The sequence below is a fragment of the Altererythrobacter sp. CAU 1778 genome (genome assembly GCF_054482795.1).
In genome coordinates, this window is record NZ_JBTLRP010000001.1 from 1,656,542 (window position 1) to 1,682,359 (window position 25,818).

Here is a 25,818-nt window from a genome sequence, read left to right on the forward strand (position 1 = left end):
AATCTCCTGAATTCTGATCTTCGACAATCTAGGTGCTGGTCGCCCTAGTGCAACGTATCACCCGGCAAAGCTTTCCTGCGACCCCGCCAACGCCGCCTTATGTTGGGCCAGAGCCGCGTCGGAAAGCGCAATCATTTGCGGCGTTTGCGTATAGAGCAACGCTGCCTCGACCCGCTTTCCGGGATAGATCGCTTCCAGTGCAAGCACATAGGCCGCCATCTGGCGCACCGTGGCGTCGGGCACTTCCTCCACCGACGTTGGAGGACGGCGCGCCGTCTTGAAATCGACCACGGTGACGGCTTCGTCCCGCACAAGCAGGCGGTCCGCCGTGCCTGCGATCACGCGCCCCCCGACTGTCGCGGCAAGCGGAACCTCCGCGAGCGCATCGGGGCCGAACACCTCGACAAAGCCCGGATGAGACAGCACTGCAAGCGCGCTGGCGGAGATTTCACTGCGGTCCGCAGGCGCGAGGTCGCGCGCTTGCCCGTCGAGCCACGCGGCGGCGCTGGCCTCCCGCATTTCCGGCTGCACCGCCGGCAGCCGTTCAAGCAGGGCATGGATCAGCACCCCGCGCCGCGCGGCATCCTTGCCAACCCCCGGCGGCAGCGGCGGGTCGGGCGATTCGTCCTCACCTGCCGATGACGGGGCAAGCGGGCGCGGCGGGCGCGGTTCTGGCCCCACGGGCGTGGTGGCCCAGTGCGGCAGGACGGGCAACGCAGCGCGCTCCTCATCTGCCCGTTCCATCGGCACATCGGGCATCGCTCCCAACCGCTTCACCGCTCCCCACGGCCATTCTTCGATTGCCGGCGCATTGGCGAACAGTGGCGCGAGATGCGCATACCAGCTCTCTTCGGGCGGCTCGCCCTTGTCCCGCGTGCCGAGTGCGCCGCCCACGAACAGCGCTTCTTCCGCGCGCGTCATCGCGACGTAAAGCAGCCGCCAGTGCTCGCGCGCTTCCTCCAGCGCGGCTTCCTCCGCGGCATCGGCGACTATCCCGACACGCTCCTGACCGGAAAGCGGCGGCAAGGGCATGGCGCGACCGGTCGGCTCACCTGCCACCACCTCGTCAAGGGCAAGGTCGCTCGCACGCCCGTTGCCGATCCGCCCGGTCGCGTCGGCCAGAATGACGATCGGCGCCTGCAAGCCCTTGGAGCCGTGGACGGTCATCACCCGAACCTGGCCGCCTGCGCCCTCAGCCTCGCGCTTGAGTTCGCCGTCGCCGGCATCGAACCACTGGATGAATCCCTGCAGGCTGGCGGTATGTGCCGCCTCGTAATTCTGCGCTGCATTCAGTAGCTCGTCGATCGGGTCCGCAGCCTCGCGCCCCAGCCGGGCGAGCAGCTTCGCGCGACCGCGCCACGGCCCGACCAGCATCCAGTGCAGCAGGGCCTGCGGTGTCTGGAAGTCGACGCGCGCCAGCATATCGCGCAAGCGGGATACGGCTGCGCGACTGCGGGCATCCTCACTATCGCGCAAGTGTCGCCACAAGGTGACCCCCGGATCGCGATAACCGCACTCCAGCAGGTCTTCCTGACTCCAGCCGACCAGCGGCGAAACCAGCAGGCTGGCGAGCGAGAGGTCGTCCGCCGGCTGCACGGCGAAGCGCAGCGCGGCCATCAGATCCTGCACCGCCAGAGGTGCGCCTAGTCGGAGCCTGTCCACCCCGGCCACCGGAACACCCGCAGCGTAGAGCCGCGCGACTAGCAGGCCGGCAAGCTCGCGCCGCTTCCTTACCAGCACCATGACATCGCCCGGACCGGCGCGACGCGCAGGCTTGCCATCGCGCCCTCGCAGCAGCGGGAACCCCTCGCGCATCCACTGCCGCACTTGCAGCGCGATCCGGTCGGCCAGCAGGCGTTCCGGTTGCGAGATCCAGTTCTGCGGCTCGCTGTCGTCGTCACCGCTGTCGGCATTCTCGTCGCCCGCGACGGGCGGCCAGAGCACGACCTGACCGTGCTCGCCGAGGCCGACATGACGCTCCGGCGCCTTTTCCAGCCCGAACTGCTCGAACCCGATCCGCTCAATCGCCGCATCGACGAAATCCAGCACCGGTTGTGTGCTGCGGAAATTGTGGCCCAGCCCGTATTCGCGCAAGCGCCGGGCTTCGCCCAGCCCGCGCAGCGTCTCGGCATTTTCCGCCGTGCTGTCCATTCGCGCACTCACCCGTTCGCGGGCGAGGCGGAAGTTTTCCGGGCTGGTGCCCTGGAAGCGAAAAATCGCCTGCTTGTAATCGCCGACCACGAACAGCGTCCGCACCCGCCCCTCGCGCTGGCCGACGCCGTCGAAGAAGTCGTCGGTCAGCGCATCGATGATGTCCCACTGCGACCGATTGGTGTCCTGCGCCTCGTCGATCAGGATGTGGTCGAATTGCCGGTCCAGCTTGAAGCGGATCCACTGCGCAGTCTCGCTGCGCTGGAGCAATTGCGCGGCGCGGCGGATCTGGTCGTCGAAATCGATCAGCCCCTCGCGCTGCTTGGCCTCGTCCCACGCCAGGGCGAAGCGCCGACCGAGCGTGAGTGTCGGGTCAAGGAATGCTGCGAGGTCGAGCATCGCGCGCAAGTCCGCCACGGCGGCAATGCCGCCGATCACGCGGGATTGCGCAGCCGCATACCCCGGATCGATCTTGTCGAGCGACGTCGTTGATTTCGGCTCACCCTTCTGGGTGAGGAAAACCCGCGCCAGATCATCGAGCGCTTCGACCCGCGCCACCGGCTCGGCCAGAAGCCAGGCGTCGATCACGTCGGCATTGCCCTGCCCCGTCTTGGCCGACCATGCGCGATTGATCCGCTGGCAATCCCGCAGGGACGCGAGGTCGAAACGGTCGTCCGCACACAACGCCGCCAGGTTCGCAGGCCCGGCCTCGCTCGGCAGACCGAGCACATTGTTGATCCGCGCACGCATGGGCGGTTGCCAGGCACCCGTGCCAAACCACAAATCGCGCGCGGCGGCACAGCGCATGAGGAACCCCTGCGCCCCGTCCGCGCCCAGCCGCCGGCTAAGTTCCGCGAGACTTTCCAGCGTCGCCTCGTCGCCCGTACGTTCGGCGTCTTCCAGAAGGTCTGACAGCACCTTGCGGGCCAGCAGGTCGCGCTCTCGGTCGTCCATCGCCTTCGTTCCGGGTACGAGCCCCGCTTCCTCCGGGAAGGCAGACAGCAACCACTGCGAAAAGGCGTGGATCGTGTCGATGCGGAGACCGCCGCCCGGACTGTCGAGCACGCTGGCGAACAGCGTCCGCGCCCGTGCGACCGTGTCGGGATCGACCGGCGCGCCGATATGCGCCAGTTCGCCCGCCAGATCGACGGCAGGCATCCGAACCCAACGCGCGAGCACTTCGTTGACGCGGTTCGCCATTTCCGCCGCGCCTGCCTTGGTGAAGGTGAGGCACAGGATTTGCGAGGCATCGACGTGCGGTTCCAGCAACAGGCGCAGCACGCGGGCGGACAGGACCTGCGTCTTACCGGTCCCGGCACTGGCGGACAGCCACACCGTCTCGCGCGGATCGACCGCGTCGGCCTGCTGCTCCTTCAGCGGAAAAATCCGGCCGCTCATGCCGAACCGTCCTCGCGCCCGAACCATTCGTCGAGGCGCATGAGCTGATCGTAGTCGGCATAACCGGGATAATCCGGCGCCAGACGGGCGAGAAACGGCGCATCGCCGAGGAGGTAGGTCTTTATGGCGTCCTCGAGATGATCCTGCGTGTGAGCAACGAAGTCCTCAGGCTGGATTTTCGCCTTATTTCCGACCGTTTTGACCGGCGAGCTGACCTTGCCGAAATCGGTGGCGCTGCGCTTGTCCTTGGTAAGCGACCAGTATTCGAAGGCGCTGGCCGGTGCTGCGGGTAGGCCCTCGATCCCGCCCGCTTCGGCCATCAGACCGATCAGGCCGAGTTGCAGCTTGTAGCCCTTTTCCACCGACTTCGTGCTGGGCGCGCCGCCGGTCTTGTAGTCGACAATCGCGAACGAGCCGTCCGCGAGCCGGTCGATCCGGTCGGCGCGGCCAAGGATGCGGATGCCGTGCAACGTGGTTTCGGCCTTGCGCTCCACCGCGATCACGTCGCGGTCATCCTGCGCGGCAATCGTCTGCTCGACCCATTGCAGCCCTGCGAGCAGGCGCGGGAGCCAGAGACCGCGCATCAAGGGGTGCGCGTTCATCTCGCGCAGCACCGTTCTGGCCATCGCCAGCAGATCGCCGCCCTCGCGGTGCCAGCGTTCGAGGATTTCATGCACCGCGATGCCGCGCCACTTCGGGCTCGGCTCGTCGTCCAGCGGATCGAACGCGCTCAGCCGCAGGATGTGCTGCGCGTAGAACTGGAACGGGTCACCGATGAGATTGTCGAGTGCGGTGATACGAATGTCGACCCTGCGCTGCGCCGCGCTCGGCATCGGTGCCGGTCGTGGATAGGGCGCAGGTTCTTCCCGCGCGGCGTCGAGCGTTTCGGCAAGCAGCGGGAGAGCGCGTTCTTCGTGCCCGCCGCGCAAGTCCGCAGCGGTGTTCGCTGCGTCGCCCAGCAGCGCCTCCGCCCGCAGCCAGAACCGCGAGGGGATGGTCGGACCGCCAGTGTCGCGCCGTGCGCGCGACAAGATAACCTCGGGCGCCCCGAGCGCTCCGGCTAGATCGTGCGCGGAAAGTCCGATGCGGAAGTCCGCCCCCGGCACACCGAGCACGCGCAGGATCGCCGGGGCGAGCAGCGGATCGGTGGACGGCACCTGCGGCCAGACGCCTTCGTTTAGGCCGGCGCAGATTGTCAGATCGGCGCGGGTCATGCGCGATTCGAGCAGGCCATAGATCGCGACGCGCGAATGGCCGCCATAGGGCGGGCGCACGGCAATTTCGTTCATCGCAGCCTGAAGCACGGTGTGGAGGTCGTCCGGCGCCAGCAAGGTGCCGACTTTGGCCGCATTCGCACGCAGTTCCTCGACGAAACTAGCCAGCGCGCGCCCGTCTTCGCGGGCCCAAAGGCGTTCCCCGCACAAGGCCTCGCCAGCGGCGGCCAATCGCTCGATCCAGTCGGCAAGCGGCGCTGGCGCATCGCTGTCCCCGGCCAGCAACGGGGCGAGGATCGCCTGCACGCCATCCCACCAGTCGCGCACACCGGCATCGCGAGCCGCCAGCTTCGCGATTGTCGGCATCAGGGGTTCGATGCCGGGCGCAGGGCGTGGACCCCGCAGGCTTCGTTCCATCGCCCGCACGCGCCTCAGCCAGTCGGCCCGGACTGCGCCATCGTCGCCCTGCCCGACCAGCGGATGGCCGAGCAATGCGAGCAACGGCACGGGGGCGGCACGCTCGGCAATGACCTCCGCCAGCAGCAGCAGCGCCCGACCCGCGGCACTTTGCGACAGGGGCTGACCGGCGGTATCGTCAGCCAGAATATTCCAGCGTTCGAGATGTGCCTTCACGCGCCTCGCGAGTGCCCGGTCCGGGGTGATGAGCGAAACGCGGCGTTCCTGCTCTTCCACCGCTTGTCGAATAGCGAGCGCGATGGCCTGTGCCTCGCCCTCGGGATTGGCGCTTTCCATCAGCCGCACGCCGGCAAGGCGGCGCTTATCGGGCGGCAGCGTCACCCACACCTCGCTGGCCTGCGGGGGCAGGAACAGGCTGGAGATTGCATGGCTTCGCTCTGGCGGTCCCTTGCCCAGACCGGCGCGGTGCCACGGCTGCACCTCGCCCCGCGCCACGCCCATGCGGTTGAGCAGCAGCTTGAGATGATATTGCGGGTGGGTGACGGCATCGCCGCGCGCGAAGGCCTGCTCCGCTGCGGGATCGCCGGCCGTACCCAGTTCGTCCCACGCGTCGTCTGGCAAGGACAGGTCGAGATCGGGCAGGATGACCGCGCCCTGCGGCAGGCCTGCGACGACCCGCAACAGCCGGGCAAGTGCGGGCGCCGCGCTGGTCACGCCTGCGGCGATGATCGGCGATTGCGGCGGATCCTCCCGCCAGCGGCGCGCGGCGTGGTCGAACAAGAGGTTGCGCCGGGTCGCGGCGTCGACTTCTCCGCGCGCTCCAAGTTCCGCCAGCCACGTGCTCTGCACGGCGGCGAACAGGCGCGTGTTGCGATCCCAATGCGCGGACTGATCGGCGAGCGCGCTTGCAACCCGCTCGCTCCACAGGTCATCGGGCGCGACATCTTCTGCCAGCAGCCGGTCCATCGTGCGGCCCATCTCGCGCGCCAGGGTCAGCAGCGCAGGACGCGGCGGCACGGTCTGGCCGAGTTTTTCCATCGCATCGCGTACGATGTCCGCCAGCATGAGCCAGCGCCGCATCGGATCGGCGGCGGGAGGAATCTCAGCTCCCTGGCCAATCGGGTCGAGCAGGCTGCCAAGCGTCTCGTCGAGGTCGAGATCCCCGACCACCGCCATGCGCGGCATCAACAGGCCCGGTTCACCTGCCGCGCCGAAGTGGCGGATGAAGGCTTCCGACACGGTGCGCGCGGCCCGGCGGCTGGGCAACAGCAACGTGGTGCGCGCAAGGCCGAAACCGTCTTCGCGATAGCGCGGCACCAGCCCTGCGACCAGCGCATCGGCGAATCCGCGGTGCGCCGCGATCGAATAGATTTCCGGCCGCGCCGGATCAGCCATCGCGCAATGCCGCCTCGGTCGGCCGGATCGCATCGGGGGTGCCGACTTCGAACCACTGGCCGGTAAAGCCGATGCCGAACAATCGCCCTTCTTCGATAGCGCGCGACCACAGCACGTTGGTCGAGAACGGTCCCTCGGGTGCGTCGCGCAAAAGGCGATGGGAAACGAGCTGGATGCCCGAATAAATGAACGGCGCGATGCGACCGGAGCGGCGGCGCGTCACCCGGCCCGCGGCGTCGAGATGGAAATCCCCTTTCCCCCGGAAATTATGCGCGCCGGTGTGCGGCACCACCAGCAACAGCGCGTCCATCTGGTCCGCGTCCCAGGCATGGCTGAGATCGGCAAAGGCATTGCGCGGCCCGTCGAGCCAGATGTTGTCGGAGTTCAGGCAGAAGAACGGGTCGGGCAGATGCTGCTGCGCCCTGACCATGCCGCCGCCGGTTTCGAGCAGTTCGCCGCGCTCGTCCGAAATGACGATTTGCGGCGTCTTTCGTCCCGCCACGTGCGCCTCCAGCGCGTCGGCGAGATAGTGCACGTTGACCACCGCTTTCGCCACGCCCGCCTCGGCCAGCCGGTCGAGCGCGTGGTCGATCAGCGGCTTGCCGGCAACGCGCACCAGCGGCTTGGGTTGGGTGGCCGTGAGAGGTCGCATCCGCTTGCCCATGCCGGCGGCCATGACCATCGCCGTGTCGCTGGCAAGCTGCCTCACGTGACCAGCCCTCCGCCGCGACGCTCACGAATTTCCGCCGGGATATTCGCGTCGAACCATGCTGCAACCGGGGCCAGCGCGGGATGCGCCAGATCGCGTTCGAGCGCATCCCATACGCGCGGTATGAGCGTGGGGTAGCGCGGCTTGCCGTCGCGTTTCCACAGGCGCACGAAGATGCCCACGATCTTGGCGTTTCGCTGCGCGCCGAGCCGGGCGTAATCCGCTTCGAACTCCGGCCCCGGCGAAGCGAGCGCCTGATAGCGGTCGAGCATGGCCCGTTCCAATTCCAGCGAAACGTCGCGCCGTGCATCCTGCAACAGCGACACCAGATCGTATGCGCGGTGTCCGACGAGCGCGTCCTGATAGTCGATCAGCCCCTGCGCGCCGCCTTCCAGCAGCATGATGTTTTCGGCATGATAATCGCGCAGCACGGTCACGCCGGGGTTCTGCCGTTCGAGCATCGGGGCGAGCGCTTCTTCCCACGCCGTCGCATACCCGCTTGCATCGACGTCTATCTCCGCTGCCGGTGCGAACCATTCGGGAAGCAGCGCCGCCTCGCGCTGGTACGTCCCCATGTCGTAAGGCGCGAACGGTCCGGGTGGAGATTGGTGCAAGGCCACCAGCGCGTCGATGGCGCGGGCGTATGTCTCCTCCTCCGCCGCCGGATTTTCGTCCAGCCAGTCGCGCATACGGTCGGCGCCGAAATCCTCGATCAGCGCAAGGCCGCGTGCCCGGTCCGCGGCGTAGGTGAGCGGCGCGCGGTGGCCGTGTTCGGTGAGCCAATCACCCACATCGAGAAACGGTCCGGGATCTTCGTGCGGCGGCGGCGCATCCATCAGGATCGCGCTGCGACCCCCATCGACCACGCGAAAATAGCGCCGGAAAGAGGCATCGCCCGGCATGGGCTGGACATCCGCCCCCGCCCATCCGGCATCTGCGAGAAACTGGTCGATTCCGTCGGGCAGGTCGCTCATGGCCAGCGTCCTTGCCAATCCGCGCCGCCCGCGACAACGGCCTTGCGCCCCTCGTCCGCAATTTCGAGGCGGATGGTGAGGCAGGCTGGCTCGTGGGAGAAGCCGCCTGCTTTTTCTGGCCATTCGGCGATCAGTGCCGCGCCGTCGCGATAATCGTCGAGGCCAAGCTCTTCCGCCTCCGCCGGATCGTCGAGCCGGTAGAAGTCCGCATGGACCAGCGGGAGGGTGACCTGCGGCGGGTCGTAGGTCTGGATGATCGTGAAGCTGGGAGATGGCACTTCGCCCGCATAGCCGAGCGATGTGACAATTGCGCGAGCCAGCGTGGTCTTTCCCGCGCCGAGATTGCCCGTCAGAGCGATCACGTCACCGGCCCGCAATCGTGCGGCAATATCCGCACCGAAGCGCTCCATCGCGGCAAGGTCGGGCAAGTCGCGCGTCACGGCAGGGTTATTACCACCGTGGTGCCTGCGCCGCGTTCGGACTGGACTTCCAGCTTCCCGCCATGCGCTTCGACCAATTCTCGCGCGAGCGGAAGGCCGAGGCCCTGTCGCCGGTCGACCTGCTTTCCGTCCTTGCCCAGCCGCACGCCTTCGAGCGCGCGGGCCAGTTCCTTGCCGTCCATTCCGCGCCCATTATCGGAGATGACCACGCGGGATTGCCGGTTCTCCCGCCCAACCATCACCAGGATGCGCCCGCCCTTGGGCGTCGCGGAAATGGCGTTGTCGAGCAGGTGACCGAAGGCCCGGCCCAGCCTGCGCGCGTCGCCTTCGACCTTGCCCGCGCTGCGATCGCCCTTGAGATCGAGCGACAGGTCCGCATCGATGATCGCCTGTTCCCGCTCGCGAACGAGCCCGGTGATGAACGGCAACATCTCGATCGGTTTGCGATCCAGCGGCAGCAGGCCCGCTTCGCTCTGCGAGAGGTCGAGCACGGTTTCGATCTGTTCGCCCAGCCGCTCGACCGAGGTGAGGATCGCAGCGACATATTCCTGCCCCTGCGCGCTCATCTCGCCCGCAGCGCCAGCCTGAAGCAACTCGGCAAATCCGCCGATGGAGGTCAGCGGGGTGCGGAATTCGTAGCTCATGTTGGCGAGGAAGCGGGTCTTCACCTTGTCGGCCTCCTCCAGCGCCTCCGCCCGGTCGCGTAGCGCGGCTTCTGCCTTCTGGCTGTCGGTTACGTCGAGCAGGGTGAGCAGGCCATTGCCATCGGGCAGCGGGACGCCTGCGAATTCGAGGATGCGCCCGTCGGCAAGGTCGATGCGGCCAGTCTTGGAGCGCCGGTCGAGCGCGGCAGCCTTCACCGCATCGCCCAGCCGCGTGGCGAAGGCGGGGCGCGCCAGCTTGTCGGCAATCGCGGCGATGATGGCGTCGGCTTTCGGATGGCCGATGAGGAATTCCTCCTCCAGCTCCCACAAATCCGCGAACCGCTTGTTCCACAGTTGCAGCTGACCGTTCGGCTGGAAGGCAGCGAGCGCTTCGAAGAGGCTGTCGAAGGTCGCGGTGCGGGTGCGGAGCAACTGGTCGCGCGCCGCCGACATGGCGAGCTGTTCGGTGCGGTCCTCCGCGATCATCACCAGCCCGCCGTCGGGCATCGGCTGGGCGACGACGCGCAGATGCATCGCGCCGGGCAGCGCCCAGTGGTCCTCTATCGTCTTGTCGGCGGCAAACCACTGCTCGATCTCGCGTCGCCACGCGGGATAGTCGCGCATCTCGGGCACCTTGCCCTGCTCCCGCGCGCGGTCGAGCACCCGGCTGAAATGGGGCGCATCCGCGATGAAGTCCGGCGTTATGGCCAGCACGCGCTGGAACGGCTGGTTGGCGAAGACCATTTCGTGCTTCGCGTTGAACTGGGCGACGCCGATCGAAAGCTGGTCCAGCATGGAACGCTGCGCTTCGCGGAAGGCGCGGAAGGCGCGGGCCTGCTCCTCCATTTCCTCGATGTCGATGGCATATCCGGCCACGCCGTCGCGACCCACCGGCAGGTCGCTCACCTGCATCGAACGACGTTGGCCGTGGACCGTGGCGCTGACGACCCGTTCCGATGGCGCATCCGATTCGCGCGCCAGTCGTGCGACTTCGGCCGCAGTTCGCCCTTCCGAGGCTTCGATCAGCTCGATCTGGTCTTCCACCACGCTGGCGGCATCGGCCGCGCCGACAGCATCGACATAGGCGGAATTGACGAGCCGGAGCCGACCGTCGTTGCGGCGAAACCACATTGGGATGGGAGCGGATTCGATGAGGCCGACGAGCGCAGCGAAGTCGGATTTGGCCTGCGCCGCTTCCTCGCGCAGATCAGCCAGTTCGTTGTGACTGTCTGAAAAATCGAACACCCAGACAAGCGCCGCGCCGCCTGGCGAAACCTGCGGGTCCGCAAGCGCCCCGCGCATGGCGAGACTGCGGCGCGAGCCCGCCGGGGTCAGCGCGATCTGGAACGGAGCGCCGGTTTTCTGCGTGGCGCGCACGGCGTCGTTCAGGCGGGAGAGGTCGCGAGCCTCGAGCCCCCCGTCCTCGCATTCGAATTCAGACAGGAATTCCGGCACTTTTGCCAGCCCTAGCCACTGCGCCAAGCGCGGCGGCGCTTCGACCCGGCCATCGACGCGGACCAGCAGGGGAACCGCGGGGGCTTCGTCCAGCATCCGCGAAAGCCGCTTGGCACGCTTGGCCACCCCATCGGCGCGCCGCCCGGTCGCACGCGCGCGCAGCCACGCCCAGCCCGCCGCCGCCGTCCATGCGGCCAGCAACAGGCCGATCACGGCAATCGCGGTGGGGGTCAGCTCCATGGCCTAGCAGCTATGCGCCCACCGCGTTCGATGCAACTGCGCCGCGCACGAAAAACCCCCGCAAAAGCGGGGGTTCTCCTCCTGCACGGGACCAGCCGAAACCGGTTCGCGCGCTTGAACGATCAATAACGGTAGTGGTCCGGCTTGAACGGGCCCTCCTGCGGCACGCCGATGTAGTCGGCCTGCTTCTTGGAAAGCTGCGTCAGCATCACGCCCAGCTTGTCGAGATGCAGCGCTGCCACCTTCTCGTCGAGGTGCTTGGGAAGCACGTAGACGTCGTTGTCGTAATTGTCAGTGTTCTTGAACAGCTCGATCTGGGCCAGCGTCTGGTTGGTGAAGCTGGAGCTCATCACGAAGCTGGGGTGGCCGGTCGCGCAGCCGAGGTTCACCAGGCGGCCCTTGGCCAGCACGAGGATCGACTTGCCATCGGGGAAGGTGACGAGATCGGTGCCTTCCTTGATTTCCTTCCAGTCGTAATTGTCGAGCGCCGAAATCTGGATTTCGGAATCGAAGTGACCGATGTTGCAGACGATGGCCATGTTCTTCATCGCCTTCATGTGTTCGGCGGTGATGACGTCTTCATTGCCGGTCGCAGTGACGAAGATGTCGGCGCGCTTGGTCGCCTCTTCCATCGTGATGACTTCGAACCCGTCCATTGCCGCCTGAAGCGCGCAGATCGGATCGATTTCGGTCACCATCACGCGCGCACCGCCGTCACGCAGCGAAGCGGCAGAACCCTTGCCGACGTCGCCGTAGCCCGCGACGCAGGCGACCTTGCCGGCCAGCATCACGTCGGTGGCGCGGCGGATCGCGTCGACCAGCGATTCCTTGCAGCCGTAGAGGTTGTCGAACTTCGACTTGGTGACGCTGTCGTTCACGTTGATTGCCGGGAACGGCAGCTTGCCCTGCTTGGCGATCTGGTAGAGCCGCATCACGCCGGTGGTGGTCTCTTCCGACACGCCCTTGATGTTCTTGACGCTGGCGGTGAGGTAGCCGGGCTTCGCCTTGACGAAAGCCTTGAGCGCGCGCTGGAATTCGATTTCCTCGGCATTCGCGGGTGCCGGCATCTCTTCACCGGCTTCGATGCGCGCACCCCAAAGAGCGAACATGGTGGCATCGCCGCCATCGTCGAGGATCATGTTCGCGGTGCGATCTTCGTCCTCGTCGCTCGACCAGTCGAAGATGCGACCGACGTAATCCCAGTAATCGGCCAGGCTTTCGCCCTTGATGGCGAACACGGGAATGCCCTGTTCGGCGATCGCGGCAGCTGCGTGATCCTGCGTCGAGAAGATGTTGCAGGTCGCCCAGCGAACGTCCGCGCCCAGCGCGACCAGCGTTTCGATCAGCACGGCGGTCTGGATCGTCATGTGAAGCGACCCGGTGATCCGCGCGCCCTTGAGCGGCTGTTCGCTGCCGTATTCCTCGCGCAGGGCCATCAGGCCAGGCATTTCGGTTTCCGCGATGTCGATTTCGTCGCGCCCGTACTGGGCGAGGCTGATGTCCTTGACGATGTAGTCTGCGTCCTTAGCGGCAGTGGCCACGCGCACTTCTCCTGTAACAATGTTCGGGTGAGGCGCGGCCGGGGCTCCATGCAGCGCGTTTCTGGACGCGGCACATAGTAGCCACCCGGAGCAGAGTAAAGGGGCCGCGCCCGCTTGCACCCGTCGCGCCGCGCACTAACTAGGGCAGCGAACACTCGCAGAAGGACATACGCGACATGACGATTTCCAAAGGTGACACGCTTCCCGACGCCAAACTGGTGAAAGCCACCGCCGAAGGCCCGCAGCAGGTGCAGGCGAGCGAATATTTCGCGGGCAAGAAGGTCGCACTCTTCTCCGTCCCCGGCGCGTTCACCCCGACCTGTTCCGCCAAGCACCTGCCGGGCTTCGTCGAAAAGGCAGAGGAACTGAAGGCCAAGGGCGTTGACGAAATCGCCGCGACCGCCGTGAACGATGCTTTCGTGATGGGCGCATGGAACAGCGCCGCGGGTTCGGACGACATCACCATGCTGGCTGACGGCAATGGCGAATTCGCGGAAGCGCTTGGCCTCACCATGGACGGCTCGGCATTCGGCATGGGCAAGCGTGGGCAGCGCTGGTCGGCGATCGTCGACAACGGCGTGGTGACCGAACTCAATGTCGAGGAACCGGGCGACTTCAAGGTCTCCAGCGCGGAACACATGCTCGGCCAGCTCTGAGCCTGCCAACCCCGAACAGCAAAAGGGCGCCCGGTGGGCGCCCTTTTTATTTGGCGTGACGGTTTCGGATCAGCCGTAACCCATGAGCTTGAGCACTTCTTCGCGGCTGCGATGGTCCTCGCGGAATGTGCCCATCACGCGGCTCGTCACCATGCCGACGCCCGGCGTGCGGACTCCCCGCGCCGTCATGCAGGCGTGGCTCGCCTCGATCACCACGGCGACGCCTTGCGGCTTGAGGTGTTCCCAGATGCACTGGGCGACCTCTGCGGTCAGCCGCTCCTGGATTTGCAGCCGGCGGGCGTAGCCGTGCAGAACCCGCGCCAGCTTGCTGATCCCGACCACGTGGTCGGTGGGCAGGTACGCAATCGCGGCCTTGCCGATGATCGGTGCCATATGATGCTCGCAATGTGACTGGAACGGGATGTCCTTGAGCAAAACGATTTCGTCGTAGCCGCCCACTTCCTCGAACACCCGGCTGAGGTGAACCGCCGGATCCTCGGTGTAGCCGAGACAGTATTCCTTCCACGCCCGCGCGACGCGCGATGGCGTGTCCAGCAATCCCTCGCGCGCGGGATCATCGCCCGCCCATTCGATCAATGTGCGGATCGCGTCCTGCACGTTCTCCGGCACCGGCGGCTTGCCGCGCGGATCGTCTTCGTCGGGCCCTACAAGGCTGCTCATTTTTCTTTTCTCCTGCGAATCCGATCGCGCATCCGTTGCAGCACGGTTCTTTCGCGGAAAAGCCCGCCCTCGGCAAAGGGCTCGAACATATCGTCCGGACATTCCGGATCGAGCAATTCGGAATCGGCCAGTTTTTCCTGCACCGCGTTCAATTCGGGCAGATCCAGCCGCTGCAAGGTGCGATTGCGATCGGTCCCGATCCGGTCGACCATCTCTATCATCGAGCCATACCGGGCAAGCAGGCCGGGCACCTCGTCCTCTTCCAGACTGCAATGCTCGGCGAGGAGCGAATAGCGCAGTCGCGCGATCTGGTCTCCGCAGCTTTCGTTGCCGGGACGGCTGCAATCGATGAACAGGTCGCATTCGCTGTCCAGGCCCATCGAGCGGTTGTTCATATTGGCCGAACCGATCCGCAGGATACGGTCGTCGATGATCATCAGCTTGGCGTGGACGTAGATCGGCGTTTCGCCCGTATATGGCACCATCAGGTTGAAGCGCTTGGCCGGATCGTTCTCGCCAATCGCCCGCACCAGTTGCGCGCGCGCGTGGTCCATCGCCTGTTGTTCAAGCCAACCGTCGGCGTTGCAGGGGTGGACGATGAAAATTTCCGGCGGGTCGGGCTGGCTCAGCCGCCGGCAGACCGCATCGGCGATCTTGCGCGAGGCGAAGTACTGCGTTTCGGCATAGATGAAGTGCTTTGCCTCGGCGATGTGCTTCTCGAACAGTTCCTCGATCTCGCGAACGGCATCCCGTTCGTCATATTCGGCGCGCGTGCGGGCAATGCCGATCTCGACATTCTCGAACTGCACCTCGAGCTTTTCCGGCCAGCAGTCCTTGTCGCCCGGTTCGGTCCGCTCCAGCTGCTCGCCCCCAGCCCAGCTCCACCGGTCGATGCCGAGTTGTTCCAGATCGCCCGCAATCGGGCCCTCCAGCATCATCGTCGCGTCGTGCCAGGGCCCGTAAGGCTTGCCACGCGGACGCTTGCGCCGCGGGTCGTCCTCGCGGTGTTCGCGCGTGTCCCAGCGGAAGGTCGTCATGTCGATGCCGCCGCACACCGCGACTTGCCCGTCGAGGACGGCGAGCTTCTGATGGTGGCTGCAACCGACCGGATGCGCGGTGTCGAACTTGAAATCGATGCGCTTGTGACGGGCGAACCGGATCAGGTCGAGCGCCATGGACCCGCGACCGAAGAACTTGACGACGCCGTAGCTCCATTTGAGCAGCTTGATGTCGAGGCCCTTGCGATGGCGGTTCAGCCACAAAACGAAGCTTCCCAGACGCGCAGGGTATTCATGCGAGGTCAGCCGCTTGTACCACCGCCGGCCCTGCGTGAGGTGGATGCGCGAATCGAAGTCCCAACCAATCAGCAGGATTCGGTCCTGCGCCTTCAACATCGCCTGCTGCATGTGCGCGAAATAATGCTCCGCATCGACGATCACGCTCGCGCGGGTCGCCCTGGCGTAGCGCCAGACACCCTGCTCCACGCTCTCGTCGCCGCTGAAACCGCCGTCGTCCGCTTTCTTTTCACTCATGTCCCTGGAAAGCCCCCTCGCCCGCTGATCACTCCTTGGCGTCTTCTTTCTTCTCCGGAGTCACCTCGGCGTCGGCCTTCTCGGCCTGCTTGCGACGTTCGAACACCTCTTCCATGTGCTTTTCGTCTTCCGCATCGAGATATTTCGCGAAGTCCGGGAAATGTTCTTCCTCCTCTTCCTCGATGTGGTGACGATAGTCATGTTCGAAGGTCTTGAACTTCGTCAGCCACGCGCCCGAAGACATATCGGTTGCCGCGAGGTCGTTCAGTGCTTCGTCGATCTCATGATGCTCGGCGACGGAGTGGCGAGTTTCGTCCGTCGTCTCGGGCTTGCGCAACATTGTGGAATAGAGCGCCTGCTCTTCAGCGGCCGCGTGCCCCTTCAGTTCCTTCGTCAGCTCGACGAACAGCTGCTCGCGTTCCTCGCTGTCGCCGCTGGTTGCGCCGATCCGGTCGAGAAGATCTCGATGTTTGTCGTGGTCCTGCTTCAGGCGTTCGAAGATGGCGTCGGCGTGGCTCATGGCAATTCCCCTGTGTGGATACACAGACCGAACCGCCAACCCGCGCGAGAGTTCCGGCCGCACGGCAGCGTGGCCGCAGGAAAGTTAAACGACCGCAAGTCCGCAAGACGGGTTGCGGATGGTCTGGCACCGTTTTCAAATGCGGAAGGCCAGAACCAAAGAAGGCCACCCTCCCGTCGGAGGATGGCCATCTTTGGCGCGCCAGGAAGGATTCGAACCTCCGACCGCCTGATTCGTAGTCAGGTACTCTATCCAGCTGAGCTACTGGCGCGCTTGGAGGGCGGCACATAGGGGGGGCTTGCTGGCTTGGCAATCCCTGTTTGCGATTTTGCGGACCCTACCCCGACATACGCGACAGGAAGTCGCGATCCATCGGCGCAAGCGGCATTTCCGTCGCTTCGTCCTGGCGAATCCATCGCAGTTCGCACCCTTCCTGCGATTCGGGCACACCCTGCCAGACCGCAATTCTGTAAAGCATCAGGACAACCGGCCCTTCCCCTGCCTCGTCCGCCAGCAGCAGCGGCTCGCAATGCTCAGGCAGGACAGCGATGGCCAGTTCTTCGGCAAGTTCGCGGCACAAGGCTTCGCGTGGATTTTCAGTCACTTCGACTTTGCCGCCGGGAAACTCCCACAGGCCGCCGTGGCGCTTGTGCACGGGCCGTTGCTGCAACAGGCATCGCCCGTCTGCGCGGGTGAGAGCGGCTGCCACAACTGGCATCCATGTCGGAAATTTTTCCAAGCGTGCGTCCTGCTGAAACGATTTGTTAGGAACTCGCCATCATAAGCCAACTCGTCAGCAAGTGATGGCGAGATTTCCGATGCGAATTACGGCTTTCCTGAAAGAACTGTCCGACGATCGCTCGGGGGCAACAGCAATCGAATACGGTTTGATCGCTGCACTTATCGTGATCGCAATGGTCGGAACGCTCAGCCAGGTCGGTGATGGCAACATCGCCCTCTGGAACAAGGTCGAGAATACAATGACCACCGCGACCGCGAATGTTTGAGTGAGACTGCTTAGCGATTTGTCAACTTCTGACAACTATCCCGGAATGGCTCGATCCGGGATTGTACTTGGGAAGAGCCGGGTATCGAAGATTGAAAACCAGGAGACTTACAATGACCTTCATCAACAAGCTCATCCGTGACGAAGACGGCGCGACCGCTATCGAATACGGCCTGATCGCTGCTCTCATCGCCGTTGCTGCCATGACCGCAATGGGCACCCTCGGTGGCGAACTCACCAAGACCTTCTCGACGGTTTCGGGCGAACTGACCACGGCGAACACGAACGTCTAATCGGTTCGGCTGCAAAGCCAAAAAGCAAGAGGCGGCGGGGAAACCCGCCGCCTTTTCTTTTGGATGACGCATACGAAAAAGGGGCCGCAATCTACTGCGGCCCCTTTTTTTTCGAGGTTTGATCGTATCAGCGTGAGCGTACAACCACCTTGTACTTCTGACCCGGCTGGATGCGCTCGGAAGATGAGAGTCCGTTCAACACCATGAAGCGTTCGACCTGCGCGTCGCTGTAGGCCATGCGGCGTGCCAGCGTCTGGATCGTATCGCTGCTGCCTGCGGTCACGACATCGAGGCGACGCGGGACGACATTGGCGGCCTCCTGCGTCGAGATCTTCCGCATCGACTGGAACATCGGGTTGAACACATTCGCCCCGCCTGCTCGCGTCAATGCGGCGAAATGATACGCCTGATTGTTCGAGAACTCGTAGGCGACCACGGTCACATCAACCGAGCCGTTCTGTTGCGCGACCCGCGCCTGACCGATCACCGCTGGAATACCGTTGATCGTAGTCCGCTGCAGGCTGCTTGGCTGAATGTTCTGCTGGTTGCCGCCGATCGCCTGGAAAACCTGGCGAGCGTAGGTTTCCAGATTGCCGTTGTATTGCCCGGTCGAGAACTGGGCCTGGCCACTCTGGCCGTTGATCGTCACGGCACGGGTGCCGTTGACCATGTAGAAGCCGCTGGGCGCGGTGAACGAAAGCCTCAGGTCCGGGTGGATGAACTGCCGTCCCTCGATCACGCCCTGCTGCGGATCGTCACCATAGATGATGCCGTCCATGCGCGTCAGATAGGTATCGCGGTTGATCGTGCCCGTTCCACCGGCAGCAAGCTGCGATGCGCGCGAAACGCGGCTGGCCGGATCGGGGTGGGTCGACGCCCACGCCGGAACCTGCGCCGAATCGCGACCCTGCAAACGCGCGTCGAGGGTGTTCTGCGCTGCGAGGCTGGCAAGCAGCGTCGACATTGCCTTGGGATCGTAGCCTGCGCTGTTCAGATACTGGATACCGAGCTGATCGGCCTCGAGTTCCTGACTGCGCGAAAACTTCAGCGTCAGCAGTTGCGAGCCCTGAAGGAAGGTACGCTGAAGGCCCTGCGCGATGCTGCTGTCGCCCAACACCACACCCGTCAGGATCGCGCCGATTGCGCCCAGCAGCGAGTTCTGCTGCGCGTTGGCCTGGCGGCGCTGCGAGTGGCGGGCCGCCACGTGGCCGACTTCGTGTCCGAGCACGGCGGCCATTTCCGCTTCATTGTTCATCAGGGCGGCGAGCTGCCGCGTGACGTAGATATACCCGCCCGGCACCGCGAAGGCGTTGTTGACCGAGCTGTTGAGGAAACTGACGTTGAAGCTGTCACGCGCACCGCCGAGGCCGGACCGCACCGCGATATTCTTGCCGATGCCTTCGACGTAGGTAGCGGCCGGGCCGCTGACTTCACCGCCGAATTCTGCGAGAATCTGGGGATGCGCTTCGGCCCCCTGCTGGGCTTCGGACGTGGTGATGGGCGTGCCAGCCGACGGAACGGAACCGCCCAGGCCGGTCGCGGCACAGCCTGACAGGGCCATGCTGGCAGTGGTGGCAAGAGCTAGCGCCTTGGCGCGCGTGGTAAGGGCTTTGGGCATCGGGTTCTCCGGTTTGTTGGCGACGCAGCTTCGCCTCGTGGGAAGTCTGCTCCACTAACCGGAGATTGGGTCAATTGTTCCGAGGTCGCGACGAGCCGCCGCACGGCAGGCCCGCGTCAGAAATTTCCGATGCGCAGGAATCGTTCTTCGCGCATGGCGCGCAGCTCGTCCGCCGGCTTTCCGGTCAGCTTATCCAGTTCCTCGCCAATTGCCCTGCCCAGCGTTTCTGCCGCCTGCTGCGGCGCGCGATGCGCCCCGCCGACAGGTTCCGGCACGATGCGATCGATCACGCCGAGTTCGAGCAGCGATTGCGCGGTGACCTTCATCGCATCGGCAGCATCCGGGGCCTTGTCCGCTGTGCGCCACAGGATCGAGGCACAGCCTTCGGGGGAAATCACCGAATAGACCGCGTGCTCGAACATCATCACGCGTTCCGCACTCGCAAGCGCCAGCGCGCCGCCGGAACCGCCCTCGCCCACGATGGTAGCGACCATCGGCACGCCGAGCGCGAGACAAGCCTCGGTCGAACGGGCGAGCGCTTCGGCCTGTCCTCGTTCCTCCGCCTCGATGCCGGGAAATGCGCCGGAGGTATCGACGAGCGTCACCACCGGCAGTCCGAAGCGGTCCGCCATCTGCATCAGCCGGATCGCCTTGCGGTAGCCTTCCGGCTTGCCCATGCCGAAATTGTGCTTGAGCCGGGTTTCGGTGTCGTGGCCCTTCTCGTGCCCGATCAGCATGACCTTGCGCCCGTCCAGCGTGGCGAGCCCGCCCATAATGGCAAGATCATCTCCAAACAGCCGATCCCCGCCGAGCGGCACGAAATCGGTGAAGATATGCTCAAGGAAATTGCGCAGATGCGGGCGCGCCGGATGCCGCGCAACCTGCGTCTTCTGCCACGGCGTCAACGCAGCATAGGTGCTCGCCAGCAAGTCGGCGCTCTTCTTTTCCAGCCGGTCGAGCTCCTGCCCGATATCGACTTCGTCGCCCTCGGCCGCCTTGCGCAATTCTTCCACGCGCGCGTCGAGCGCGGCGACCGGCTTTTCAAATTCGAGATAGGAAATCATGGCGCTGCGCTAGTCGCGCGCGCGCTTTTCCGCAAGCGGGTGACGCTCGTTCACCAGAGCCACAAGCCGCGCCGCGTCGACATGGGTGTAGATCTGCGTGGTGGCGATGTCGGCATGGCCTAGCAGCGTTTGCAGGACGCGCAGGTCCGCCCCCCCTTCCAGCAGGTGCGTTGCGAAGGCATGGCGCAATACGTGCGGGCTGACCTTTTCAGGCGCGATGTCGGCACGCGCGGCGAGCGCCTTCAACAACTGAAACAGCCGCACACGCGACAAGTGCTTGTCTCGGCTGGGAAAAAGGTAACGTGACGAGGTATCGCGAAGCGGCAACCAACGGTGGATCGCGGTGCCCGCGCGCTTGCTGACCGGCACCATGCGCGCCTGCCCTCCTTTGCCCGTCACGGTCAGAAACGGCGCATCGCGCGGGACGGCGCTCAGGGGCAGGGAAACCAGTTCCGTCGCCCGAAGGCCGGAACCGTAAAGCAGCTCTATCAGGGTCAGCATCCGGACGGCGCCGGGCCTGTCCGTCGCGGCCTCCTGTTCCGCCAGCGCGAAGAGGCGGCCGATTTCGTCGTGCGAGAGTATCTTCGGCAAGGGTCTGCGCGCTCTGGGGCGTGGCAGCGCGCCCGATGGATCGTCCTCCCGCCACCCCTCGTCCTGCAGAAAGGCAAAGAACTGGCGCAGCACCGAGGATTTTCGAGCGAGCGAGGACGGTGCAAGCGCGCTCCATTCGCTTCCGAGGGTCGCCAGCTGGTCCTTGTCCGCTGCTTCAAGACGGTCAACGATCTCGGCAGCGCCCTGAAGATCGCGCCGATAGGCCGCCAGCGTATTGACCGATGCACCGCGTTCCGCGGCCATCATCTGCAGGAACGCCTCTATCGCGGCGCTGATCGGGTCAGCCCTTCGCAACCGCTTCGGCGGCGATCATGCGTGCCTCGGCAGAAAGGCCAACGTCGTTGAGCGCGCGCACGATGTGGTAGAGATGGCGCGGCGTCATCTTGTCCCAGCTTTCGCCCTGCATTCCCAGCCCCGCGAGAAGGGCGACGAGCGCCTGATTGTCCACCCGCGCACTCGCATCGATCAGATTGCTCCACTTCGTGCGTCGACCGAGCGACAGGCCAAGATCGGCATCCAGTTCCGATACCGCATCGCCGTCCAGACGGCCCAGCCCCGCGAGGCCGGCCACGAGAAAACCCGACCGGCGCTGGTCGACACTCTCGTCGTTCCCCACGAAATCCCGGACCGAGCCTTCGTCCACCGCCGTGTCACCGTTCGGCTGCGCCAAGGCGAGCAGGCCCCATGCTATCGAACCTTCGTCCACGACAGAGGCCCAGCGCATGGCATTGCGATCCAGCCCGGCGGTCAGCATGGAGCCGATCAGGCGGTCCGCATCTGCTGCGAATTCCCCGCTTGGCGTCATGCGCGCGGAGGCATAGGCGGTCAGCACGTCGCCGCTGCCGACCCGGTCGTCATCCCACAGCGAACGGATTGCATTCAGCCGTTCCGCAGGCTGTTCGTCGACATAGGCCCGGCGCAGACTGCGCGCCTGCCTCGTCCAGTCGGGCAGGCTTTCCGCGTCGGCGTATGCCTGCGAATAGAGGTCCACCAGCGCGCTGGCCGACATCACGCCGCGCGCCGCGGAAGCAGCGCTGGCCTGCAACCGACGGTCGAGGGGCATGGCGGGCGAAATCGCTGCCTGCGCATCGAAAGCGCCGTTCGAGCCGTTCCACAGCTCGTCGGGAAAATCGATGCCCAGCGCGCTTGCGAAACCGTAGCGCCAAGGGGTCAGTTCCTCGACGTCGTCCCACTCGATGTTGACCGCCTGCCCGCTCTCGCCAGATGCACCGGCAAAGCGTTGCGCCAGCAGCGCGTCGATTTGCGGTACCTTGCCGTTGTTGACGTAGCGGCGAAGTTCGCGGTTGGCCCGGAGGCCATCGTTGGCATAAGCGGCGCAAACCTGCTTCAGGATGTTCCACTGATCGGAATCGAGGGCATCGGTCTTCAGACGCGCTACGGGGCAAATACCGACGATATCGCCGGTGCCGACGAAGGCATCGACCGCCGCGCTTGCCAGCGCACCGTTGTAATTGGCCGAATCGACGTCCTGCACCAGCGTGCGCGCCACGGCATTCTCGCCCATGCGGTTGAGCAGGCCCGCACGCAGAGCGGCGAACTCCACTCCGCCCATCCCGTCCGGCGCATCCATCCGGCTGGCAAGCGCACGGCGCAGCAGGATATGGCCCCAGCGCGATGTCAGTCGACCCGTATTGCTGGCCAACGCCGCGCGCACCAGCGCGGCAGGCTGACGTGCGAGCGACCCGCCCGGCAATCCGCCATTCTCGGCATCGATCACTCCGACCATGTCGAGCGAGCGGCGTGCAGTCGGCGGCACGTCATATTCAGGATTGAGATCGAACAGTTCGTTGAACGCCTCCGGGCTCATCCGTTCCAGTTCCTGGACCGAAGGCAGGCGTTTCAGGCGCGGACCATCGGAATCGCTGTCCGACCCGTCTTCCGATCCGCTCGCGGACGCATTCGACGATCCGCCCGTTGTCGCCTGGACGACCGGCTGTGATGTGCTGCCCGACGAGGGGGCCGGCGTCGAGCTCGGAGCCGGGGTCGGAGCAGGGGATGGCGTCGGTGCGGGTGCCGGAGCAGGCGTCGGCTGTTCGAACCCCGGCGGCAGCAGGGATGTCGGACCGGCAAGCACCAGTGTCGAGCAGGTCGCCAGCAGCGCGCCGCCGATCAGGTACCGGGCCTTCATCGTGCACTCTCCGGCAAAGCCACGGGCTCGGTGATCGTGCGGGTCTCCACCGATCCGCCCGCGATCCACGCCGCGACGAGCAGCGCCGCCGTGGCACCAAGCAGAAGCAGCAGAACATTGCGGCGATTTAACAGTGACACGCGACCCACCTTCACAACCAAGCACCTCCCGCGGCGCTTGCGCGGCGGGTTAGCCCATCTATAGGCTTGGCTGCAATGTCCAACGCGCAAACCGACCTGTCCAGCGACCAGATCCGCGCAATCGTCCGGCGGATCGATCGCCCCGTGGTGCTGGTCGGCATGATGGGCGTCGGCAAATCCACCGTCGGGCGCAAGCTGGCCGAACTCATGGACGCGCCGTTCCACGATGCCGACGACGAGATTTCGCAGGCCGCGCAGCTTTCCATCACCGAGATATTCGAGCGGTTTGGCGAAGACTACTTCCGCGATGGGGAACGCCGGGTGATCGCACGGTTGATGGAGGATGCGTCGATCGGCGTGATCGCCACCGGCGGTGGGGCTTTTATCCAGGACGAAACGCGCGCGCTTATCCTCGAAGGGGCAATTGCCGTTTGGCTCGACTGCGATCTCGACACGCTTGTCGAGCGCGTGGGGCGGCGCAACAATCGTCCGCTGCTGAAGACTGGCGATCCGCGCGAAATCCTTTCCAGCCTGCTCGAGCAGCGCAATCCCGTTTATCAGCAGGCACACATCCGGGTGCCTTGCATGGAAGGCCCGCACGAAGCGATGGCCGGGCGTATTCTGGAGGCAATCGATCGATGGCTGTAATTCCGGTGGAACTGGCTGGCCGCGGCTACGACGTGCACGTCGGGCCTGCCCTGCTCGACCGCGCGGGCGAGCTTGGCGCGGCGCTGCTGCGCAAGGCCAGTGTGCCGGTGGTGGCCGACGTCAACGCGCGGCGCCTGCATGGGCCTCGGCTCGAACGTGCCTTGGCGCAGGTCGGCAAGACCGCTGTCTGGTACGAAGTCGCGCAGGGCGAGACTTCCAAGAGCTGGGACAGCCTGCGCGATCTCACCGACTGGATGCTGGCCGAGGGCGTCGAGCGCGGGGACCACGTGCTGGCGCTGGGCGGCGGCGTCGTGGGCGACCTCACCGGCTTTGCCTGTGCCATTCTGAAGCGCGGGTGCGGCTTCATCCAGCTGCCCACCACGCTGCTGTCGCAAGTCGACAGCTCCGTCGGCGGCAAGACGGCTATCAATACGACCGCAGGCAAGAACCTCATCGGCGCCTTTCACCAGCCCGCGCTGGTGCTGGCCGATCTCGACTGTCTTGCTACGCTGCCCGATCGCGAGATGCGCGCTGGCTATGCCGAAGTGCTGAAATACGGTGTGCTGGGCGACGCACAGTTCTTCGGCTGGCTCGAAAGCAATGGTCGAGCTGTCCTGTCGCGCGAACCGGAAGCGCTGGAGGAAGCGGTCGCAACCAGCGTCGCGGCGAAGGCGCGCATCGTTGCCGAGGACGAGCGTGAGACGAGCGGGCGAAGAGCCCTGCTCAATCTGGGCCACACATTCGGCCACGCGCTGGAGGCGGAAACCGGCTTTTCCAGCCGTCTTTTGCATGGCGAGGCGGTTGCACTCGGCATGGTGCTGGCGGCGCGCTATTCGGTCCGCCGCGGCTCGATCGAGCGCGCGGCTGCGAATCGCGTTGCACTGGCGGTGGAGCAGGCGGGGCTCCCTGCCGATGTCGCATCCCTCGGCCTGACTTGCGACGGCGCCAAACTGGTCGACCATATGCGCCACGACAAGAAGATGGACGCAGGCACCCTGCCCTTCATCCTGCTGGACGGCATCGGCAATGCCGTGCTGGCACACGATGTCGCGCTGGACGATGTCGCGGCGTTTCTCGACGGCGAGCTGCGCGCCGACTGAACCGTCAGCCGAAAACGGCGACCGACTGCTTGCCCGCGGCGATCGGCTCGCCATCGGCGTTCCAGATCATCATCCGCTGGCTCGAGCATCCGTTCTCGGCATAGTCGGCTTCGGCCTGCAATAGCCACCAGCCATCGCGCGTCCGGGGTTCGGCCGTCAGCAGGTTCACCTGCCACTGCATCGTGCTGACCGGAACGCCCCGACCCAGCATTGGCATCACGCCCGGTGGCAGCGCGTCGGCGCACATCAGGACATCGGCCATCGGGTCCATGCGGCCGGGGTTCTTCTGGCGCGCCCACCAGGTCACCCGTGGCTGCTTCGCCTCCGTCCGCGGAACGGCGAACTTCTGTTCGAAATTGTTGGCGATGAACTGCGGAGCGTGTGGGTTGTCGAACACGCTAGCTTCATCACACGCGATCACATCGTCCGGTGGTGCGCTGTCGTTGAAGGCGAGCGCGCTTTGCACTGGTCCCATGAAAACGAAGGTCGCGGTCAGCCCGACGCCCTTTTCGTTGACGATTTCCGCATTCACCCAGCTCGCGTTGCGTCCGCGACGGAGCATACGCGCGCTGACCTCTGCCGTGCCGAACAGCGGCCCCACATAGCTGATCTGCGCGGACCGGAGCGGCGGCAGATCGTCCGCCAGCATTCGCGATGCCGCCAGCGCAAGCGAGGCAGAGAAACCGCCGTAGGCCGTGCGCCCTTGATGCCACGTTTCGGGAATATCCAGCGCGAAGCCGGTGTCCGTGCGGCGCGCGCCGTCGATCAGGTCGGTAAAGCTCATGCCGGCTTCCATGCCAGCCAGGCCGGTTGCGTCAACTGCGCGGGGGCGTTTTCAGTCCCGCGGCACCTTCAACGGAGTCACATTATCCGCATCGATCGCAGCTTGTCGCGCTTCGTCCTCGGCCTGCTTCATCGCGTCATGCTCGGCAAAGATGCGGTCGAGGTCGGTCCTGCGATCGAGCAACATGTGCGCGATGCCCGGCGCAAGGCTCTCTCCATCGCCGATTTTCCCGAGTAGCGAAGCCAGATCGCTCAGCGTCGCGTCTTCGGGGGTCTTGTGGTATAATCCGCGGCTGTCGAAATAAGCCGTTCCCCGGTGTGCCATCGTTCACCCCTCATGCTGGTGTCCAATGCGACTCGATTTTATGGCTGCGGACATATCACGTGCTGCGCTGCACCATAAAGTGCATCGTTGTGAGGGGCGCAATTTTCGCAACG

General features: G+C 65.3%; 23 protein-coding genes and 1 tRNA gene. 5 read left to right on the forward strand and 19 right to left on the reverse strand.

The window, feature by feature from the left end; translation table 11 throughout:
* Positions 1-57: 57 nt before the first annotated feature.
* The 7 genes from addA to ahcY form a co-directional block, all read right to left on the reverse strand.
* Positions 58-3,549 carry a double-strand break repair helicase AddA gene (gene addA, locus ACXYN8_RS07850; protein ID WP_458888804.1) on the reverse strand — a complete coding sequence of 1,164 codons (3,492 nt, stop codon included), beginning with the start codon at positions 3,547-3,549 and terminating at the stop codon, positions 58-60.
* Positions 3,546-6,575 carry a double-strand break repair protein AddB gene (gene addB, locus ACXYN8_RS07855; RefSeq protein ID WP_458888805.1) on the reverse strand — a complete coding sequence of 1,010 codons (3,030 nt, stop codon included), beginning with the start codon at positions 6,573-6,575 and terminating at the stop codon, positions 3,546-3,548. Before addB ends, addA begins: the two co-directional genes overlap by 4 nt.
* Positions 6,568-7,284, reverse strand: a complete 717-nt coding sequence (locus ACXYN8_RS07860; RefSeq protein ID WP_458888806.1) for a nucleotidyltransferase family protein — start codon at positions 7,282-7,284, stop codon at positions 6,568-6,570. The genes addB and ACXYN8_RS07860 overlap by 8 nt, the downstream gene beginning before the upstream one ends.
* Positions 7,281-8,258, reverse strand: a complete 978-nt coding sequence (locus ACXYN8_RS07865) for an aminoglycoside phosphotransferase family protein (RefSeq protein WP_458888807.1) — start codon at positions 8,256-8,258, stop codon at positions 7,281-7,283. Before ACXYN8_RS07865 ends, ACXYN8_RS07860 begins: the two co-directional genes overlap by 4 nt.
* A complete protein-coding gene (gene tsaE / locus ACXYN8_RS07870; RefSeq protein ID WP_458888808.1) occupies positions 8,255-8,698 on the reverse strand; it encodes a tRNA (adenosine(37)-N6)-threonylcarbamoyltransferase complex ATPase subunit type 1 TsaE in 444 nt (147 codons plus the stop codon). The genes ACXYN8_RS07865 and tsaE overlap by 4 nt, the downstream gene beginning before the upstream one ends.
* Positions 8,695-11,037, reverse strand: a complete 2,343-nt coding sequence (locus tag ACXYN8_RS07875; RefSeq protein WP_458888809.1) for a PAS domain-containing sensor histidine kinase — start codon at positions 11,035-11,037, stop codon at positions 8,695-8,697. The genes tsaE and ACXYN8_RS07875 overlap by 4 nt, the downstream gene beginning before the upstream one ends.
* Positions 11,038-11,159: 122 nt before the next feature.
* On the reverse strand, positions 11,160-12,578 hold the full coding sequence (gene ahcY / locus ACXYN8_RS07880; RefSeq protein ID WP_458888810.1) for an adenosylhomocysteinase: 1,419 nt from the start codon (positions 12,576-12,578) through the stop codon (positions 11,160-11,162).
* Positions 12,579-12,754: 176 nt separating this feature from the next.
* On the opposite strand from ahcY, the gene ACXYN8_RS07885 reads away from it, so the two are divergent.
* A complete protein-coding gene (locus tag ACXYN8_RS07885; protein WP_458888811.1) occupies positions 12,755-13,234 on the forward strand; it encodes a redoxin family protein in 480 nt (159 codons plus the stop codon).
* 69 nt (positions 13,235-13,303) lie between these two features.
* On the opposite strand, the gene folE is transcribed toward ACXYN8_RS07885, so the two are convergent.
* The 5 genes from folE to ACXYN8_RS07910 form a co-directional block, all read right to left on the reverse strand.
* Complete coding sequence (gene folE / locus ACXYN8_RS07890; protein WP_458888813.1) at positions 13,304-13,915, reverse strand: GTP cyclohydrolase I FolE; 612 nt, start codon at positions 13,913-13,915, stop codon at positions 13,304-13,306.
* Positions 13,912-15,447 (reverse strand): phospholipase D-like domain-containing protein, encoded by a 1,536-nt coding sequence (locus ACXYN8_RS07895; RefSeq protein WP_458888814.1) that lies wholly within the window; start codon positions 15,445-15,447, stop codon positions 13,912-13,914. Before ACXYN8_RS07895 ends, folE begins: the two co-directional genes overlap by 4 nt.
* Positions 15,448-15,475: 28 nt before the next feature.
* Complete coding sequence (locus ACXYN8_RS07900; protein ID WP_458888816.1) at positions 15,476-15,967, reverse strand: hemerythrin domain-containing protein; 492 nt, start codon at positions 15,965-15,967, stop codon at positions 15,476-15,478.
* 194 nt (positions 15,968-16,161) lie between these two features.
* Positions 16,162-16,238: transfer RNA gene (locus ACXYN8_RS07905), tRNA-Arg, on the reverse strand.
* A 66-nt stretch (positions 16,239-16,304) separates the two neighbouring features.
* Complete coding sequence (locus ACXYN8_RS07910) at positions 16,305-16,685, reverse strand: (deoxy)nucleoside triphosphate pyrophosphohydrolase (protein WP_458888926.1); 381 nt, start codon at positions 16,683-16,685, stop codon at positions 16,305-16,307.
* 100 nt (positions 16,686-16,785) lie between these two features.
* Here ACXYN8_RS07910 and ACXYN8_RS07915 point away from each other — a divergent pair, with 100 nt between their 5' ends.
* Both ACXYN8_RS07915 and ACXYN8_RS07920 read left to right on the forward strand, forming a co-directional pair.
* The gene (locus ACXYN8_RS07915; RefSeq protein ID WP_458888817.1) at positions 16,786-16,974 is read left to right on the forward strand and encodes a Flp family type IVb pilin; all 189 of its coding nucleotides are present in this window, start codon (positions 16,786-16,788) and stop codon (positions 16,972-16,974) included.
* 112 nt (positions 16,975-17,086) lie between these two features.
* Entirely contained in the window at positions 17,087-17,266 is a 180-nt protein-coding gene (locus ACXYN8_RS07920) for a Flp family type IVb pilin (protein WP_458888818.1), read from the forward strand.
* A gap of 127 nt (positions 17,267-17,393) precedes the next feature.
* On the opposite strand, the gene ACXYN8_RS07925 is transcribed toward ACXYN8_RS07920, so the two are convergent.
* From ACXYN8_RS07925 to ACXYN8_RS07945, 5 genes are all read right to left on the reverse strand, one after another.
* Positions 17,394-18,884 (reverse strand): M48 family metalloprotease, encoded by a 1,491-nt coding sequence (locus tag ACXYN8_RS07925; RefSeq protein ID WP_458888819.1) that lies wholly within the window; start codon positions 18,882-18,884, stop codon positions 17,394-17,396.
* A 116-nt stretch (positions 18,885-19,000) separates the two neighbouring features.
* Positions 19,001-19,948 carry an acetyl-CoA carboxylase carboxyltransferase subunit alpha gene (locus tag ACXYN8_RS07930; RefSeq protein WP_458888820.1) on the reverse strand — a complete coding sequence of 316 codons (948 nt, stop codon included), beginning with the start codon at positions 19,946-19,948 and terminating at the stop codon, positions 19,001-19,003.
* A gap of 9 nt (positions 19,949-19,957) precedes the next feature.
* On the reverse strand, positions 19,958-20,854 hold the full coding sequence (locus ACXYN8_RS07935) for a tyrosine recombinase (protein WP_458888821.1): 897 nt from the start codon (positions 20,852-20,854) through the stop codon (positions 19,958-19,960).
* Positions 20,841-22,709 (reverse strand): hypothetical protein, encoded by a 1,869-nt coding sequence (locus tag ACXYN8_RS07940; RefSeq protein WP_458888822.1) that lies wholly within the window; start codon positions 22,707-22,709, stop codon positions 20,841-20,843. The genes ACXYN8_RS07935 and ACXYN8_RS07940 overlap by 14 nt, the downstream gene beginning before the upstream one ends.
* The gene (locus ACXYN8_RS07945; RefSeq protein ID WP_458888823.1) at positions 22,706-22,849 is read right to left on the reverse strand and encodes a hypothetical protein; all 144 of its coding nucleotides are present in this window, start codon (positions 22,847-22,849) and stop codon (positions 22,706-22,708) included. Before ACXYN8_RS07945 ends, ACXYN8_RS07940 begins: the two co-directional genes overlap by 4 nt.
* Before the next feature lie 75 nt (positions 22,850-22,924).
* On the opposite strand from ACXYN8_RS07945, the gene ACXYN8_RS07950 reads away from it, so the two are divergent.
* Both ACXYN8_RS07950 and aroB read left to right on the forward strand, forming a co-directional pair.
* On the forward strand, positions 22,925-23,497 hold the full coding sequence (locus ACXYN8_RS07950) for a shikimate kinase (RefSeq protein WP_458888824.1): 573 nt from the start codon (positions 22,925-22,927) through the stop codon (positions 23,495-23,497).
* Positions 23,488-24,597 carry a 3-dehydroquinate synthase gene (aroB, locus tag ACXYN8_RS07955; protein WP_458888825.1) on the forward strand — a complete coding sequence of 370 codons (1,110 nt, stop codon included), beginning with the start codon at positions 23,488-23,490 and terminating at the stop codon, positions 24,595-24,597. The genes ACXYN8_RS07950 and aroB overlap by 10 nt, the downstream gene beginning before the upstream one ends.
* 4 nt (positions 24,598-24,601) lie before the next feature.
* On the opposite strand, the gene ACXYN8_RS07960 is transcribed toward aroB, so the two are convergent.
* Positions 24,602-25,381 (reverse strand): thioesterase family protein, encoded by a 780-nt coding sequence (locus tag ACXYN8_RS07960; RefSeq protein ID WP_458888826.1) that lies wholly within the window; start codon positions 25,379-25,381, stop codon positions 24,602-24,604.
* Positions 25,382-25,432: 51 nt separating this feature from the next.
* Positions 25,433-25,705, reverse strand: a complete 273-nt coding sequence (locus ACXYN8_RS07965; RefSeq protein WP_458888827.1) for a hypothetical protein — start codon at positions 25,703-25,705, stop codon at positions 25,433-25,435.
* Positions 25,706-25,818: the final 113 nt, after the last annotated feature.